Here is a 16,783-nt window from a genome sequence, read left to right as displayed (position 1 = left end):
AGAACCAAAGAAGAGGCCACCCGTCGCCTCGGCAATGGGTGGCCTCTTCCAAGTCGGCGAAAGTGTCGCTTATACCGAGACGCTGTTCTCAGATCCCCCCGATGGTTTGGCACCGAGCAGGTTGGCACGCAACGTCGTTCCCGGGTAATCGGGTGGACGAAGGCCGCGCGACCGCAATTCAGGAACGAGATGGTCGACCACGTCGCCCACCGCCCCCGGCGTCCGAAGCGGGTTCGAGATCATGAAACCACCGAGCGAACCCGTCGCCTCGAATTGGCCCTCCATCTCGTCGGCGACGTCAGCGGCCGTTCCGGCGATGGTCTGGTCGTACCCGGTGGAGTATCGCCAGCCCTCATCGAAGAATTCCTTTCTGCTGAAACGGGTTTGGGCACCATGGTCGGAGATCAGCCGGTCCACGAAGCCCGACTGTGTGCCCTGCGCGTCGACAATCGATTGCCGCAGTTCACCGAGCACGAAAGAGGCAGGCAACACCGAGAAGTCGTAGCCGGTGTTGTAGGAGAGATAGGCTCCGACGCCTTCCATGGGAAGCATCCCGAGCAGCTCCTCACGCCGGGCGATCGCCTCACTCCTGCTCGCACCGAGTACCACCTGAATGGCCCACAGGATGCCCACCGACGTCGGCTCCCGCCCGGCCTTGTCCAGAGCCTTGTCCAACTCGGATCTGTGTCGCCGCTGGGAATCGAGGTGTCCACCGGAGCCGAACACCACGTCGGCGAACGCCGCGGATGCCGCGATCCCCCGAGGCGATGAACCGGCCTGTACCAGAAGAGGTCTGCGCTGGGGACTGGGCACACTCGGAAGTGGACCCCGCACCTTGAAGTGTTTGCCGTCGTGGTCGAGGCGGTGAACCTTGGTCGGGTCGGCGAACACCCGGGTCTGGTGATCGCGCACGATCGCCCTGGGTTCCACCGAATCCCACAACCGCTGACAGACGTCGACGAACTCTTCCATCCGTTCATACCGGGAACCGTGATCCATCAACGTGTCGAAACCGTAGTTCGCCGCATCCGACGTGCGCGCGGAGGCCACCACGTTGAACGCCATTCGCCCCCCGGTCACGTGATCAAGCGAATTGAGCAGCCGCGCAACGTAGAACGGATGCATGTACGTCGAGGAATACGTCAGTCCGAAACCGATCCGCGATGTCGCCTGACCGAGTGCGGCGATGATCGGCGACATGTCATGGCGCGGCCACGAGATCCCCCACCGGATCGCGGCGTCGGCCGAGCCTTCCCACGTATCCGGGATCCCGACGCCATCGCCGAAGAACAGCATGTCGATGCCGCCGCGTTCGGCGGTCCTGGCCAATTCCGTGAACATACCGACGTCGGGATAGTCCGCGCCGACCCAGGAACCCGGGACTGCCCAGCGACCCTCCGTGTGGGTGAACGACAGATCGAAGGCCAGTGCCATCTGCGCCGGTTCGTTCACACTCACCGCGATCCCGCAGCGATGTGTGACGCCAGCGCATCCACACCGTCGGCAGTGGATATCTTCTTTGCCGCGTGCAGAGTCAGTGCGGTGAGCGCACCCTCGTGTGTCAACTTGTCGTAACTGGCTGTTGCATCCTCGGCCAGAACGACGTGGTATCCGAGCTGCGCAGCATCGAAAACCGTCGCCAGCACGCAGCATTCGGTTGTCAGTCCGGCAACCAACAGCCACTGCACCCCGGCTTCACTCAACCGGGCGTGCAGGTCCGTCTCGAAGAATGAGCTGTATCGTTGCTTGGCGATATGCCAGTCCCCGGGCGCCGGGTGCAGCGAGTAGATGTCGGTGCCTGATGTGCCTGCGACACAGGGTTCGGCCGGACCGGGCCAATCCTCCGGTTCGATATCGCGTAGCCACAACGATGCCGCCCAAGGCTTCTCGCGATCCTGCACGAGGGAAACCCAGATCACCTGTAAACCAGCGGCTCTGGCCGCCTCGACGAGCACGTCCGTTTGCTCGACGGCTGACGCGACTGCCGCGAGACCCTCCTCACTGACCCAGTCGAGCACGGCCGGATCAGCGAAGGAGTTCTGCACGTCGATCACGAGCAATGCGCCGGCGGCAATCGGGCCGGGTAGTGCGCTCACGAGGTCACCACCTTGGACAGCGCGGGGAGAACGGCCTCGGCGAACGCGTTCATGTCGGGCACGTAGTCGGGGAAGATCAACATCAGACCGTCGAGCTCGGCGTAGTCGACCATCTCGTGGATCTTCTCGGTGACCGTCGACGCCGAACCCTTGATGACCTCGGTCTGAAAGCCGCTCTGCTCCAGCGCCTTCGCCCCCGGCGCGTCATTCTTGTCGACCGGCATGCCGTAAGCGATCGCCATGTTGCGCAGGGCTTCTTGATCCGCACCCGCACCGTACACATCGAATCTGCGCTCGGCGTCCGCGTCCGTATCGCCCATCACGATCGTCGCCATCGCGTAGGCACGAAGGCTCCGTCCATGGTCAACCGCGGCCGCCTTCGCTTCCCTGCTCACCTTTCGCAGGCCGTCGAGCTCATGCGCCGACAGAAACGATGCGTCGCAGTACTTCGCCTGGAATTGCAGACCGGCCGGTGATCGTCCTGCCGAGATGAGAGTCGGTGTCGCCGCCGGGTGTGGCCGCGACGAGCAAGCATTCATATCAAAGAATTCGCCATGGTGGGTCACTTCATCCTGGCTCCACAACGCCAGCAAAACCTGAACCCATTCTTCCGAATAACGGTAGCGCGCCGCATGATCGAGCTCTTCTGGCCACATACCCATCTGTGCGAACTCTTCAGAGAACGAGCCGACCACGATGTTCATGCCGCAACGCCCACCGCTGATCTGGTCGAGTGTGGTGAACATCTTTGCAACGATCGCCGGGTTGAACAGGATGGTGTGCACTGTCGACCAGATCTTGACGCGCTCGGTTGCCTCGGCCAGGCCCGACATCATCGTCATCGACTCGAGGGTTCTGCCCCAATGATCAGTCCGGCCACCGTATCCGCGCCATTTGCCCTGCGACATGATGAAGTCGAACCCGAGTTGATCTGCCGCCACGGCGACCTCGCGGTTGTAGTCGTAGGTGGCCTCGATGCGCGGTGCGGTGTCGGAGACGATCCAGCCGCCGTTGCTGATGGGTAGGAATATGCCGTATTCGTGTTTATTCACGTTCTTTTAGACTTTCTTCACTGAAGTATGTAGGGGACCTTCGTCTCTGCGGCACCGAACGATGCATGCCTGCCGGATATCTCTTACCTGCTGATTCCGAACTCACACGTCCAGAATCAAACCATCACCGCACGCGCGGCCGACGCAAACCATCATCGATCGGTTCGCGGTCCGTTCTTCCTCCGTCAACACCGAATCCCGGTGCAATGGCTTCCCGGCGAGTACCCGCGTCTCGCAAGCGCCGCAGTACCCTTCCTCGCAGTCGCGCGAGATGCCAGGAACCGCCACGGATATGGCATCGAGCAGCGTTCGGCCGACGGGTACGGTCAGGGTTGTCCCACTGCGCGCCAAAGTCACCGAGAACTCCCGGTCCGGCACGCTCGGCGCCGTCCCGAGCGAGGTGTCCGGAACCGTGCCGAAGTGTTCTCTCCGGAACCTCTTCGACGAACCCGCAGCGCGACAGGCATTCTCGACTGCTGTGGTCATCGAATACGGACCGCAGCAATAGATCAGCGCATCATCACCGATTGTGCTCACCCATGACGCGATGTCCGGGCGGGTACTTTCGGCCGTGTCCACGATCGTCATGGACTCGCCGAGCAGGTCGCGCAATTCGTCGACGTAGGCCATCGATTCGCGGCCGCGGCCGCAGTAGAGCATCGTGACCCTGGCCTGCTGCGCCAGCGCATGTTTCACCATCGGCAGCATCGGAGTCACACCGATGCCACCGGCGATGAAGAGATACTCCGGCGCGTCCTGCAGCCGGAACTTGTTGCGCGGAGGTTCGATGTTCAGGGTTGATCCGGCGCCGAGCCGCTGATGGATCTCGGCGGAACCGCCCCGCCCGGATTCCTCAAGCAACACCGCGATTCGGTAGCTGCGCAGGTCCTGCGGGTCACCACACAGCGAGTAATGTCTGCGCGTACCCGATGGCAGGGTCACCGGGAGGTGGGCACCGGGTGTCCACTCCGCCAGTCGCTGTTCCGCAGGATGCTGCAGTGTCAGCTCGACGACCCCGTCGGCGACCTGTCGGACGGATTCCACCAGGACGGTTCCGAGTGCGAACGTGGTGGCCGGATCGACCGGGCCGGGTGTGAAGGTGGCAGGCACCCGATCCCAGCCCGCCTGGTTCCCGAGCGTCGGGTAGGGCACCACCGCGTCCTCGTCGATCACGTAATCGGGCAACCGGGTCAGGACCTGAGTGATCATCTCGGTGAACATCGCGCGGGCCAAATGCGCACCGGGACAACGGTGGCTGCCGATTCCGAAGGACAGGTGCCTGCGCGCGTCGCGGTCGAGCCGCACCGACTCTGGCTCGTCGAAGACCTCTGGATCGTGATTGGCCGCCACCCAGGGAAGCAACACCCTCTGGCCTGCCTGCACCGGACAACCGCCGACGGTGGTGTCGGTGACCGCGGTCCTGGCCATCGCCTGCGAGGGCGCGAAGACCCGGAGAAACTCCTCTGTCGCGTTCTCCAGGATCTCCGGTTGCGAGATCAGGCGATCACGCTGCGCGGGGTTCCTGGCCAACCAGACCAACGTCGATCCGGTCAGCGACGTGGTGGTGTCCACGCCTCCGGCGACCAGCAGGTAGGTCACCGAGACCAGTTCGTCGTCGGTGAACGGCCGTCCTTCGGGGTGGACGGCCTGCACCAGAGTGGTCAGGACATCCGCGGCCGGTTGTGCTCGCCGCGCGGCGAGCAATTCACGCACCCGTTGCTCGAGGTAACCCAGTCCGGCGACCCCGCGCATGCTGCGCTCGCTGCCTGCCGGAGCCGCGAAGATGTCGTGGACGGGACCGGCGAGCAGCGGGAAGTCCTCCTCGGGAAATCCCACCCAGGTCAAGGTGACTGCCGTCGGCAGCGGATTCGTGAGATCGGTGACGAGATCGCAAGAACCCGACTCGATGAACCGGTCGATGACGCGAGTCGTCAGCTCGGCGATCATCGGCTTGAGTGCATGCACCGCGTCCGGTGTGAGAAGCGGATTGATCAGGTCTCGGTACGGCTGCGACGCCGGTGGATCGAGTTCGATGGGGTACTGCACCAGGCCGCCGCCCCGGGGGATGACAAACGAGACCCCGTCACCGGGATTCTGGCGCTCCGAGGAGTACTCCTCATCGTCCCTGGCGATCGCCGCGATGTCGGACCACCGCGTGGTGTACCAGTAGCCCTCGTGGGCGTCCGTCCACCCGACCGGGCAGCCGGCTCGCCGGTCACGGTAGTACGCAACGGGATCGGAGTTGCACTCGTCGGAGTGATGGTCGAATGACGTGTTGCCAAGCTGTGCGGTCATGATGTGGTCTTTCAGCATCGAATCTCATGCGCGGTGTTTCCCGGCCGCGCCACCGGGGTTCGGACGGGTCAGGCCGGCAGCAGCCGGATCGCCACGCCCTTTTCCTGGGTGTACTCGCGCATTGCGCGATAGCCCCCGCCGCTGCTGAAGCCGCTGTCTTTGCTCATGTTGAACGGGAATCCGATGACCCCGGAATCGGCGAACTGGTTCACCGACACCTGACCGGCCTGCACGGACGCCGCCATCCGCAGTGCACGTGAGACGTCGCTGGTCCAGATCGACGCCAGCAGACCGAAATCCGTGTCATTGGCGATCGCGAGCGCCTCGGCATCGGTGGAGAAGGTCTGCAGCGCGAGTACCGGCCCGAAGACCTCCTCGCGAATGATCCGTGAGGACGACTCGGCGTTGTCGATCACCGTCGGTTCGATGAACCAGCCGGTGTCCCCGACTCCCGTCGGCCTGCCACCACCGGTGAGGATCTTTCCGCCCTCTTCCGGCGCAGCGTCGAGGAATCCCTGAACCCGTTCGTACTGAACCCGATTGACCAACGGACCCATGTCGAGGTTTGCCTCCCAGGCACCGACCCGCACGCCCCGCATCAGCTCAACGACCCGCTCGCGAACCTCACCGATGATCTCGGTGCTGACCACCAATCGGGAACCGGCATAACAGTTCTGGCCTGCGTTCTCGGTGATCGAGCCGACGATCGCAGGCAGCGCGACATCCAGATCGGCGTCGGCGAACACGACGTTGGGTGATTTGCCACCCAATTCGAGCTTCACCGGTGTCAACGACTCCGCAGCGGCGTGCATGACCGCACGACCTGTCGCCGTCGACCCGACAAACGAGATGTGGTCGATACCGCGATGCGCGGTGAGTGCGGCACCGGCGTCGGACAGTCCGGTGACCACGTTGAACACACCGGAGGGGATGCCGGCCTGCGCAGCCAACGCAGCCATGGCCAGGATGACCCGCGGGGCCTCTTCAGAGGGCTTGAGTACCACGGTGTTACCCGCGGCGAGCGCAGGCGCAACGTTGGCGGCGGCCAACACTGCAGGCACGTTCCACGGTGTGATGACCGCGCACACGCCCAGCGGCTGAAGCAAGGTGTACCCGTGAAAGTCGGGCGTGCGAGTCGGCAGCGTGGCCCCGGTGAGCTTGTCTGCCGCACCCGCGAAATAGTCGACGATCGAGGTCGCGATGGCGATGTTCATCGCACCACCCCACAGCGGCTTGCCGACGTCGCGGGATTCGAGTGCGGCCAGCATGTCCGCGTTCTCTTCCAGTGCGCGTGCCCATCTCGCCAGAGCGGCACCGCGATCGGAGGCCGAGGTCGCCGCCCATGCGGGTGCGGCCTCACGCGCCGCGGCAACGGCCACATCGACCGTCGAGGCGTCCCCGCGCGCCACGGCGAAGAAGGCTGCTTCTGTCGAGGCGTCGATCAGCTCGATTGGGTTGCCGCCGCCCGGGACCCAGCCACCGGCGATGAAATGAGAAGCTTCGGGTACGTCGATTACCATAAGCAAATACTCGCAGCTTGATCGCGCAAGTCAAGACGGCATCTCTTATTCTAAGACAATGAAACCTGATGTTTACGCCGTCACCGCCGCTGTGGTCCGCCACGAGGGCGGCCCCTTCGAACTAGAAGAACTCGTCCTGGAAGGCCCCGCAGCAGGAGAAGTACTCGTCCGGGTGTCGAGTTCGGGCATCTGCGGCACCGACCTCGAGTTTGCCACGATGATGACCACTCCGGTGGTTCTCGGGCACGAGGGTGCCGGAATCGTCGAGGCCCTCGGCGCCGGTGTCACCGATCTCGCCGTTGGCGACAAGGTCACGATGACCTTCGCGCGATGCGACACATGCAAACCGTGCCGGTCCGGCGCCCCGGCTTACTGCGAGCACTTCTGGACCCACAACTTCATCGGTTCCCGACCGGACGGCACAACGGCGTTGTCCTACAGCGGCAGCGCCTACCCGCACTCGCCTGTCGGTGGGCACTTCCTGGGACATTCCTCCTTCGCCACCCGCGTGGTCGCCCGCCGGAGCAGCGTCGTCCGGGTCCCCGATCACACCGATCTCCACACCTCCGGACCCTTCGGATGCGGATTCCAGACCGGTGCCGGGGCCGTGATGAACGTACTTCGCCCCCAGCCGGATTCGACCATCGCGGTGTTCGGGGTCGGCGGCGTCGGGGCGGCAGCGGTGATGGCCGCAGCCATCGAGAAGTGCGGAGCGATCGTGGCTGTCGACGTCAGCGACGTGAAGCTCGCACAGGCCCGTCGCATCGGCGCCACGCACACGGTGCGCAGCGACGACCCGGACCTGCTGACGATCCTGGACGAGATCGCGCCGGGCGGTTTCGACTACACGGTCGAGGCCACCGGTCGCGCCGACGTCGTCCGCAACGCGGTGTCGGCATTGGCGCCGCTCGGTCGATGCGGCGTTGTCGGCGTCGGCGCCAGTGCCGAGATGTCGTTCGAGTGGCGCTCAATCCTCGCAGGCCGCAGCGTGACCGGCATCACCGCGGGCAACAGCGTGCCGGAGACATTCCTGCCACGACTCCTCGAGCTGCACCACGACGGACTCTTTCCAGTCGACCAACTGATGACCAAGTTCGCATTCGCCGACATCGACAAGGCCATCGACGCGGTCCGACAGGGTTCTGTCGGCAAGGCCGTGCTCATCATGGAGTGACCCTGCGAAACCACGGGGCGCCCACCCGGAAAGAATCCGGGTGGGCGCCTGCGTGTTCAGATCGCAGATCTCAGCGCGGTCATGCACCCCAATCAAGATCAGGGACAACCGCTTCGGCGATGTGCTTCACTCGGCTCGCCACCGTGGACTCATCGCCACCGCGCGCTTCATCTCTTCCTTGCACGACGTTCTTACCGAAACCCTCGACCATCGGACGGCCGACATCACGCTTGAGCCACAGGCGCAGCAGATGACGTCGACGTTCCGGTTCGGGATGGTCTTCGAACGAGGTACGCGAATGCAGCGCAGCGTAATTGAGCAGCCACTGCACGTCGCCGGGCTGAAAATCCATGTCGATGGCCAGACCCGGTTCCTGCGCGATCTCGTCATACAGTTCGAGAAGTTCGATCTGGGCAGGCGTCAGGCGCGGCACCTCCGGGTAGTCCTGCGCCGTGAAGATGATCGAACTGCCCGCGTAGGTGGAAAAGATGCCGTCGACGTAGCTCGCGATCGGGCTCACGTAGAACTTCGCCGGAGCGTCGTGGTCCTGCCGGTACCAGTCGAAGTACCAGTCCTCGAACAGCAATGGGGCCAGATCCGGTCTGCGCTCGAGGATCTCGTTGTAGATCGTGGTGCCGCTGACCAGGCTGCTCGCGCCGCCCGACTTCGAACCGCGCAGACACATCAACGCAACAACGTCCGAGCTGTCGGAATGGAAGGGCAGCCGGTCACGCACGCGCGACGGTAGCGCCGACGGATCCGACCACATCTTGTTCGAGGTCGCGATCACATGGTCGATCAGGTCTCCGACCTCGTTCTGCTTCATCGGCAACCCGAGATGCAGACCCATCACGAAAAAGATCGCCCCGGCGACCGCGTCGCCATACTCCTCGGTATTCAGACCCCGCACGAGGACGAACCCACGACCCGAGTCCATTGCGGCGGCGAAGGCCTCGATCGCCTTGGCGCAGACCGGCAGTGGATACTGCTCGGCGCTCACGCTGCGAAGGTCCGGATCATCGGCGACGAACGCACGGCCGACTTCTTCGAGCTCGATCCGCTCGGCATCGGAGAGCCGGTAGATCCATTCATCTGTCTTCATGAGCTCGTCGCCGCGCCAGGCACTCGGGCCGGTGATCGGCTCCAGTATTCGAGTTGTCATCTGTAATCCTTCAGATTGATGTCAGCTAGAGCGGCGATCACACGACATTGCGGAACGCCATCTCGCACTATGCGATAGTGCCAAGCTGCTGAAGGGCTGTCAATCGGGCATTGCAGCGTTAACCGTGGCGTTCCTCGGTGGTAACACGCCGAGTTCGCAATGACGCTTGGATCAGTGCGTCGAGCGCGCCAGCTCCAGGGTGCCCAGATCTCGAATCGCTGCACACGATCGCGCGACCATCGCCGCGAACATGGCGTCGCCACGATCGGTCCGGGTGCCGTAGGCGCATCCGAACACCGAGATCAGCGGACCCTGGATCATGGCGAATCGATAGTCATCCCAGCAGTCGTCGGCGCCGTAGTCCGCCACGCCGTGATCACTCAGCGCTCGGCGGTAGTCGTCGACAAGCCCGGCTTCGTGCTCACGCCGGAGATCCGGCGACAGGCTGGTTCCGATGAAGTAGGCGAGATCGCGCGCGGGCAGCGCCAGACTCAAGGTCTGCCAGTCGATGGCCGTGACTCCCTGACCGCCGCCAGGCGGGAAGAGCAGGTTGTCGAGCCGGTAGTCGCCATGGACCAGCGCAAACCGCTCGGCCCGGCCCAGGGCCCAACCTTGCGCCACCTCAACACAACTCCGGAGCGTCTCCTGGTCATCATCGGAGATCAGGCCTCCGAGTGCGTCGATGAAGATCTCGGTCGCCGGACCGTACATTTCTGCTAGCAACTTCGCATCGTCGGGGCTGTTGACCGAGAGTCCGTCGACGTCGAGGAGTGTGGGATCACACCACCGCGGACCATGGAGCCCCGCGAGATTGATCACCGCATCCCGAGCCTGCGCAACCGAGCATCCGGTGAGCTGATCACCCTGCTGCGACGGACTCATGTCCTCGAGCAACAGGGTGAAATCGGCGCCACTGTCAGAGATCGCCGCATAGTGACAGTGCGGACTCTTGACGGCGACGGTCGACGCGATGTCGGCGTAGAAGCGGGCTTCGGACCGGTACACCCCGGACAACATCTCCCGCGTTGCCGGGTCGGCGGCGGGCAGCTTGGCAAGAAGTCGCTGCGGCACAGCCGTTCCGGTCAGTTCCAACCGGTAGCAGGTCCCGATCTGTCCGGTACCGACCGGTGCCGCCGTGACGGTATCGACGGTCGCTCCGAGTGCGGTCGAGAGCCATCGGGCGGTCAGCCCATCAGGTGAGGTCACGATGGGAGCGGTCACATGTGTCATGGTGCAACCCGTCCGGGGTTTGCGGGCAAGTGGTCGAAACGGCCGGCAGGCCGCACGCAGCGCCAGGCATCGATGACCGGGATGAGTTCTGTGGGTGTCGCGCCGTGCATGATGACTCCGTCGGCACCGCAATCGAATTGGTCCGCGATCCGGGCCGCACACGCCTTCGCACTACCTGTGGCCGATGCGGCAAGCCAGTGGTCCGGGAGCAATTCGGCCACCCGGTTCAGGTCGTCGACCGTACCGATCGCATCAAAGGCGCCTGCGAAGTTCTGCACGAACTCGTCATTGCGGAACCGGTCGAGGTCGCTCTGATCCCAACCGTTCATCTGGACCAGGACCTGGCCATAACCCTGCAGGTAGGTTGCCATCCGTCCGACGAGTTTCCGCAGGCGAAGCTCCTCCGGAATCGAATCCTCGATCGTTGCAAGTACCGACCAGATCCGCACCGAGGCCGGGTCTCGTCCCGCTTCGGTAGCAGCCTTCCGGATCGTCTGCACCGCATTGTGCAGCGTTTCATCACTGAAAAAGGTATGCAGCACAACACCATCGGCGATCCGCCCGGCGAGCTTGAGCGTCTTCTCACCGATGGCGACCATCATGATCGGGATGTCTTCATCGAACGACGCATCCTGCATGAGGAATGGATATTTACCCGCAGGCCCGTCGTGACCCGCCACCGCACCACCGGACCAGAGCGTCCGGTAGATACCGACCACATCCTCCAACTGCGCCGACGTCACCCGCGGCAGACCCATGACGTCGAAGAGCATGTCGAAGCCGCGCCCGAGACCCAGCGCATAGCGCCCACCGGTCAGCCGATGCAGCGTCGTGGCCATGGTTGCCGTGACCAGCGGATGGCGGGTGTTGTGATTGGTTGCCGCCGAGGCGATCCCGATCCGTTCGCTGACCGCACCGGCCGCACCCGCCATCACCGCGGCATCCTTGGTGTTGAACCGCTCGGACAGAAAGATCGACCCGATGCCCAGACGTTCGGCGAGCGCAACCTCGCCGAGCAGATCGCGCGGGCTGTTCGCGTGCCCGGCGAGTCCATAGCAACCGAGCTCCGGAAGATCGACGTGAGCATCCATCTGCAGCGTCCTTGGTGTTGAGTGAATTCTCCTGGGCTACGGCTACTTTGGCACGCTCGGCGGCAATATGGGCTTGTTCGGCGGTATTGAACGCGGTCGAGGGGTTTTATCCCCTCGGTGGACGACTAGACGCTGACGGGACGCAGGCCGAGCTTGCCTGCGAGCTTTGCCAGATAGGCACCGGCCTTCTCGACATTGTCGTCGGGCACGCCGTACAGAACCGTGGTGACGCCGAGTTCGCGCCACTGGTCGAGCTTTTCGGCGACCGGCTTGAAGTCGAGCACCACGATCTGCGGCGCGCCCTCACGCCCGGCGTCAACCCAGATCTGTTGCAGCAGCCTCACCGAACCCTCGATGTCCTGCTCCCCCGGCGTGGTGATCCATCCGTCCGCACTGCGGGCTATCCACTTGAAGTTCTTCTCGTTGCCCGACGCCCCGACGAGCACCGGCGGGCCCGGCTGCTGGACGGTCTTGGGCCAGGCCCACGAGGGCCCGAAGTTCACGAACTCCCCGCTGTACTCGGCTTCCTCCTGCGACCAGAGCGCCCGCATGGCCTCGATGTACTCGCGCAACATGGTCCGACGACGCTTCGGCGGAACGTGATGATCGCCGAGTTCGTCCAGGTTCCAACCGAATCCGACGCCGAGGGTCACCCGACCGCCGGACAGATGGTCCAGCGTTGCGATGCTCTTGGCCAGTGTCAGCGGATCGGACTGCACCGGAAGCGCAACCGCGGTGCCGAGCCGGACCCGCGAGGTCACCGCAGCCGCACCACTGAGGGAAACCCAGGGATCGAGCGTGCGCATGTAGCGGTCGTCGGGCAGCGACGAGTCACCGGTCTGCGGATGGGCCGCATCGCGCCGGGTGGGGATGTGACTGTGTTCGGGGACGAAGTACGCATCGAACCCCGCCTCCTCGATGAGCGGCGCGAGCACCGACGGCGCAAGGCCCCGATCGCTCGTGAACTGGACGATCCCGAAGTCCATGGTTACAGCCTTTCCGCAAAGAATCCGACGTACCGAAGGGATGTGGACTGGTGACTGGACACCAGTCTGGCGAACTCCCGAAATATAACACGTTCCACATTGACCGGTCCGCCATTCACCCACCCGAGACAACGGTTAGCGCCGCTTATGACATGCGTGTGCTTGCGACCACACATCCTTCTGATAGCGTCCCGACTCACATAAGTTACTGGCGGGTAATACCGTCGACGGAGCGCCGACGGGGGCGATGAATGCGGATATCTCGATTGGTATCGACGATTGCGATTGCGGGATTGGTGCAGGTCGCAGGGGTGACAGCGATTGCACAGGCCGAACCTGACACCTTTGGGGGCTTCTATGTCCCGCCTACAGACATCAGCGCCGACGCCGGGACCGTGTTGAAGACCCAGTCGATGCCGTTGTACGCCTCGGTACCCGGCCGCAGCGGTTCGTGGCCGGGCGAAGGACAGCGGATCATGTACACCTCCGCACTCCAGGACGGCACCCCGACCGCCGTCACCGGCAGCTTCGTCGAACCCGCGGTCCCGTGGCGGGGTGAAGGTGACCGGCCGACGATCGTCATCGGCCCGGGAACCGTCGGCCAGGGTGACCAATGTGCGCCCTCCCGCAACTTCTCCACCGCACTGCGCGTGAGCGACGATCCGCTCTCCGCATCGATCAACTACGAAGTGATCGCCGCGGACCGCTGGCTTGCCGAGGGAGCCCGGGTCTTCATGACCGACTACATCGGGCTCGGCACCCCCGGCACTCACACCTACGTCAACCGCGCCGAGGAAGCACACGCGATGCTCGACGGCGCCCGGGCGGCTCTAACGCTCGGCGACGACCCTGAGGCACCCATCGCCTTCTGGGGCTACTCCCAGGGCGGTGGCGCGGCAGCATCGGCGGCAGAGCTTCAGCCGACCTACGCTCCGGAACTGAACGTCAAGGGAACGTTTGCCGGCGCACCGCCCGCAGACCTTCTCGACGTGCTGCCCGCGATCGACGACAACCTCATCGCCGGAGCGATCGGCTACGCGTTGAACGGATTTGTCGAACGCAACCCGGAACTGGCCACGATCGTCGACGGTCAGGTCACCGCGTTCGGCCGCAGCGTCCTGAAACAGATCAGCACCGAGTGCATCGGTGACAGCATCCTCTCCCACCCGTTCCTGTCGACCTCGGACCTGACCAAGGACGGCCGGTCGATGCTCGACAATCTCAAGGGGATCCCGGCCGCGCTCGCGATTCTCGAGGACCAGGAGATCGGCAAGCTCACACCGACCTCGCCTGTCCTGGTGACCAACGGCCTCAATGATGACGTCATCCCGTACGCGCAGGCCCGGCGGATGGCACAGAACTGGTGCGATCAGGGCGCAACGGTGGAGTTCCGCAGCAACGGCATCCCGCCGATCCTGTCGGGCACTGCCGCCAATCACGCACTGCCGATGATCACCGACGGCGTACTACCCGGCGGTGGCGTCGACTACCTGCTCGATCGCTTCGCCGGAAAGCCCCTGTCTGGCTGCCAGTTCAACTGATCGAGTACGCGGCGATCGGGCCGTCAGGCCGCGCGGGCGTCGTGTGCCGCGCGGTTCTGGTCCACCTCGTCCATGTGCGTCTCGGCCCAGTTCTTCAGGCCGCTCATCAGGTGACGCAGTGACAGACCGAGATCGGTGAGTTCGTAGGAGACCGTGACGGGGACGGTGGCGGTGACGGTTCGCGTGATGAAGCCGTCCCGCTCCAGCGAACGCAGTGTCTGCGTGAGCATCTTCTGACTGACGCCCGCGAGCGCCCGGGACAGTTCCGAGAAGCGCATCGGACGGGGTTCGTCGGCACCGTACCCGCCGCCGAGCGCGCACAGGATCAGGGTGACCCATTTGTCGGAGAGCCGATCGAGCAGTTTGCGGCTCGGACAGACATCCAGGAATGCGTCGTATTGGGTCTTGGCCCGCTCTCGTTTTTGTGCCGCCGTCGTTGTGCTCATCGTCTGCTCCGCCTCACCTACAGGTAACCAAGGCACTTGAAAGTGCCCACTTCCCAATAGGAAGTTACCGGACGATCGTGAAGTGGCGGCGCCACGAGGCGCCAACGCGCGATCGACATGAAAGTTGCAGACACATGAGCACACTGTCCCCAACCCTGCCCGGTGGCACCTGGGCGCTGGGCGATCTGACCGTCACCCGCTTCGGCTACGGCGCTATGCAACTCGCGGGCCCCTGGGCCATGGGCCCGCCCGCCGATCCGGACGGCGCGATCGCCGTCCTGCGCGAGGCCGTCGGCCTGGGGATCACCCACATCGACACCAGTGACGCCTACGGACCGCGGATCACCAACCAGCTGATCCGCGAAGCACTGCACCCCTACCCGGACTCGCTGCACGTCATGACGAAAGTCGGTGCGCAGCGCGACGATCAGGGTGGCTGGCCGACGGCACGAGAGCCGGATCAGCTGCGTCGTCAGGTCGAGGAGAACCTCGAATCGCTCGGGCTGCAGACCCTTGATCTGGTGAACCTCCGACTCGGCACCGCCGAGGGGACGGCGGCGGACCCGGTCGATGAAGCGTTCACGACGCTCGTCGACCTCCAACGGCAGGGCCTCATCCGTCACCTCGGCCTGAGCAACGCCACCCCCGAACAGGTTGCCGAAGCACAGGGCATCGGACCGATCGTGTGCGTACAGAACATGTACAACCTCGCCCACCGCCTGGACGACGAGCTGATCGACCAGCTCGCCGCGCAGGGCATCGCCTACGTGCCGTTCTTCCCGCTCGGCGGGTTCAGCCCACTCCAGTCCTCGGCGCTCTCCGCCGTGGCCACCCGGCTCGGCGCGAGTCCGATGTCGGTTGCCCTGGCCTGGCTGCTGGACAGATCACCGAACATCCTGCTGATCCCCGGCACGTCGTCGATCGCGCACCTCCGCGAGAACATCGCAGGCGCCGGGCTCACACTGTCCGAGGACGACCTCGCCGAGCTGGACACCATCGGACGCGAATGACCGCAACGCGCCGCGGATGGCCGGAACCCGGTCACGCAGTGGCGCAACCACACCCGCCCGAACCGGTCACCCGGATCCGGGTCGCCACCTGATCGGCGTCCCGGAAGATGCCGTTGCCTGCGGTGGTGCGACTGAGCGCATCGGCGGCAAGCACCACCGCAGCCGAGGTCCAGCAACTCTTCTCGACCGGCCAGCGCTTGCCGTCGGCGAACACCAGTCCGGTCCAGTACGAGCCGTCGGGGTCACGCAGATGCTGCATGTCACTGAGCAGCAGCGTGGCATCGGCGGTGTCGCCCAAGGCATCCAGGGCCAGCACCAGTTCACAGGTCTCGGCGCCGGTCACCCACGGCCGGTGATCCACACAGCGGATGCCCAGATCGGTGACCACGAAGTCGTGCCACCGCGCAGCGATCAGTTCCTGTCCGGCGCGACCACGGATCGCGCCGCCGAGCACCGGGTAGTACCAGTCCATCGAGTATTCGGGCTTGGGCTCGAACAGTTCCGGATGACTACGCAGCGCGTGACCAAGCGCCAGCAGTGCGGTTTCCCAGTCACCGACCGGCCGGCCCAACTCGTTGCCGATCAGGATCGCGCAACCCAGCCCCTGATGAATGCTGGCGTTGCCGGTGATCAGCGCGCTGTGGTACATCCCCTCGTGGGCACCGGTCTGCGGGGGTAAGGGATGGGTTGCGCCCCAATAGAACTCCCCGCCCGATGCCTGGAACTCGGCAATCAGGTCCATCGCCGACGACACCGTCGGCCACATCTTCTCCAGGAATCGGAGGTCTCCGGTGATCAGGTAGTGATGCCAGACGCCGACGGCGATGTACGCGCAGAAGTTGCTGTCGGTGTTGGCGTCGGTCACCTCCCCGACCACGAGCCGGATCGGCCAGGACCCGTCTTCTCGCTGCATCCGCCGGGACCACTCGTAGGCTGCCTCCGCCTCGGCGATCAATCCGGTGGCGGACAACGCCATTGCCGACTCGATGTGGTCCCACGGGTCTGTCTGTCCACCCGGGAACCACGGCAACGCACCGGTCGGCTCTTGCATCGCCGCGATGGCCCGTCCGGTGGCCAGCCACTCGCCGACCGTGAGGATCCCGGCGAGGTTCGGCAGGTCAAGGTTGTTGGGCAGTTCAACAGTGTTCGGCGCGTCCGTCAGGTTCGGCAGGTCGGCCAT

The 16,783-nt window shown here is 64.5% G+C and carries 14 protein-coding genes; 3 read left to right on the top strand and 11 right to left on the bottom strand.

The window, feature by feature from the left end; translation table 11 throughout:
* Positions 1 to 69: 69 nt before the first annotated feature.
* The 5 genes from AC56PL_RS02545 to AC56PL_RS02525 form a co-directional block, all read right to left on the bottom strand.
* The gene (locus AC56PL_RS02545) at positions 70 to 1,458 is read right to left on the bottom strand and encodes an NtaA/DmoA family FMN-dependent monooxygenase (protein WP_497152933.1); all 1,389 of its coding nucleotides are present in this window, start codon (positions 1,456 to 1,458) and stop codon (positions 70 to 72) included.
* Positions 1,455 to 2,096, bottom strand: a complete 642-nt coding sequence (locus AC56PL_RS02540; protein ID WP_495514850.1) for an isochorismatase family protein — start codon at positions 2,094 to 2,096, stop codon at positions 1,455 to 1,457. The genes AC56PL_RS02545 and AC56PL_RS02540 overlap by 4 nt, the downstream gene beginning before the upstream one ends.
* Complete coding sequence (locus AC56PL_RS02535; RefSeq protein ID WP_497152932.1) at positions 2,093 to 3,148, bottom strand: LLM class flavin-dependent oxidoreductase; 1,056 nt, start codon at positions 3,146 to 3,148, stop codon at positions 2,093 to 2,095. Before AC56PL_RS02535 ends, AC56PL_RS02540 begins: the two co-directional genes overlap by 4 nt.
* A gap of 102 nt (positions 3,149 to 3,250) precedes the next feature.
* Complete coding sequence (locus AC56PL_RS02530) at positions 3,251 to 5,443, bottom strand: cytochrome P450/oxidoreductase (RefSeq protein WP_497152931.1); 2,193 nt, start codon at positions 5,441 to 5,443, stop codon at positions 3,251 to 3,253.
* A gap of 68 nt (positions 5,444 to 5,511) precedes the next feature.
* Complete coding sequence (locus tag AC56PL_RS02525; protein WP_497152930.1) at positions 5,512 to 6,963, bottom strand: aldehyde dehydrogenase family protein; 1,452 nt, start codon at positions 6,961 to 6,963, stop codon at positions 5,512 to 5,514.
* 58 nt (positions 6,964 to 7,021) lie between these two features.
* On the opposite strand from AC56PL_RS02525, the gene AC56PL_RS02520 reads away from it, so the two are divergent.
* On the top strand, positions 7,022 to 8,137 hold the full coding sequence (locus AC56PL_RS02520; protein ID WP_497152929.1) for an alcohol dehydrogenase catalytic domain-containing protein: 1,116 nt from the start codon (positions 7,022 to 7,024) through the stop codon (positions 8,135 to 8,137).
* A gap of 79 nt (positions 8,138 to 8,216) precedes the next feature.
* Here the strand turns inward: AC56PL_RS02520 and AC56PL_RS02515 are convergent, their stop codons facing one another.
* The 4 genes from AC56PL_RS02515 to AC56PL_RS02500 all read right to left on the bottom strand — a co-directional run bounded on the left by AC56PL_RS02515 (position 8,217) and on the right by AC56PL_RS02500 (position 12,606).
* Positions 8,217 to 9,299, bottom strand: a complete 1,083-nt coding sequence (locus tag AC56PL_RS02515; protein ID WP_497152928.1) for a TauD/TfdA family dioxygenase — start codon at positions 9,297 to 9,299, stop codon at positions 8,217 to 8,219.
* Between the two features lie 171 nt (positions 9,300 to 9,470).
* The gene (locus AC56PL_RS02510) at positions 9,471 to 10,520 is read right to left on the bottom strand and encodes a phosphotransferase (RefSeq protein WP_497152927.1); all 1,050 of its coding nucleotides are present in this window, start codon (positions 10,518 to 10,520) and stop codon (positions 9,471 to 9,473) included.
* A 5-nt stretch (positions 10,521 to 10,525) separates the two neighbouring features.
* Positions 10,526 to 11,620: a TIGR03857 family LLM class F420-dependent oxidoreductase gene (locus AC56PL_RS02505; protein WP_495514843.1), complete on the bottom strand. Its 1,095-nt coding sequence runs from the start codon at positions 11,618 to 11,620 to the stop codon at positions 10,526 to 10,528.
* A gap of 125 nt (positions 11,621 to 11,745) precedes the next feature.
* Positions 11,746 to 12,606 carry an LLM class F420-dependent oxidoreductase gene (locus tag AC56PL_RS02500; protein WP_497152926.1) on the bottom strand — a complete coding sequence of 287 codons (861 nt, stop codon included), beginning with the start codon at positions 12,604 to 12,606 and terminating at the stop codon, positions 11,746 to 11,748.
* A gap of 251 nt (positions 12,607 to 12,857) precedes the next feature.
* On the opposite strand from AC56PL_RS02500, the gene AC56PL_RS02495 reads away from it, so the two are divergent.
* Entirely contained in the window at positions 12,858 to 14,147 is a 1,290-nt protein-coding gene (locus AC56PL_RS02495; RefSeq protein WP_497152925.1) for a lipase family protein, read from the top strand.
* 23 nt (positions 14,148 to 14,170) lie between these two features.
* Here AC56PL_RS02495 and AC56PL_RS02490 read toward each other — a convergent pair whose 3' ends face one another.
* Positions 14,171 to 14,593, bottom strand: coding sequence for a winged helix-turn-helix transcriptional regulator (locus AC56PL_RS02490; RefSeq protein ID WP_495514840.1), 423 nt, complete (start codon positions 14,591 to 14,593; stop codon positions 14,171 to 14,173).
* A 134-nt stretch (positions 14,594 to 14,727) separates the two neighbouring features.
* On the opposite strand from AC56PL_RS02490, the gene AC56PL_RS02485 reads away from it, so the two are divergent.
* Positions 14,728 to 15,603: an aldo/keto reductase family oxidoreductase gene (locus AC56PL_RS02485; RefSeq protein WP_497152924.1), complete on the top strand. Its 876-nt coding sequence runs from the start codon at positions 14,728 to 14,730 to the stop codon at positions 15,601 to 15,603.
* Between the two features lie 31 nt (positions 15,604 to 15,634).
* Here AC56PL_RS02485 and AC56PL_RS02480 read toward each other — a convergent pair whose 3' ends face one another.
* Entirely contained in the window at positions 15,635 to 16,783 is a 1,149-nt protein-coding gene (locus AC56PL_RS02480) for a prenyltransferase (RefSeq protein WP_497152923.1), read from the bottom strand.

Source organism: Williamsia sp. Y721 (genome assembly GCF_059683565.1).
The sequence above is the reverse complement of the archived record's forward strand: the minus strand, read 5'-3'. Positions and strand labels throughout refer to the sequence as shown.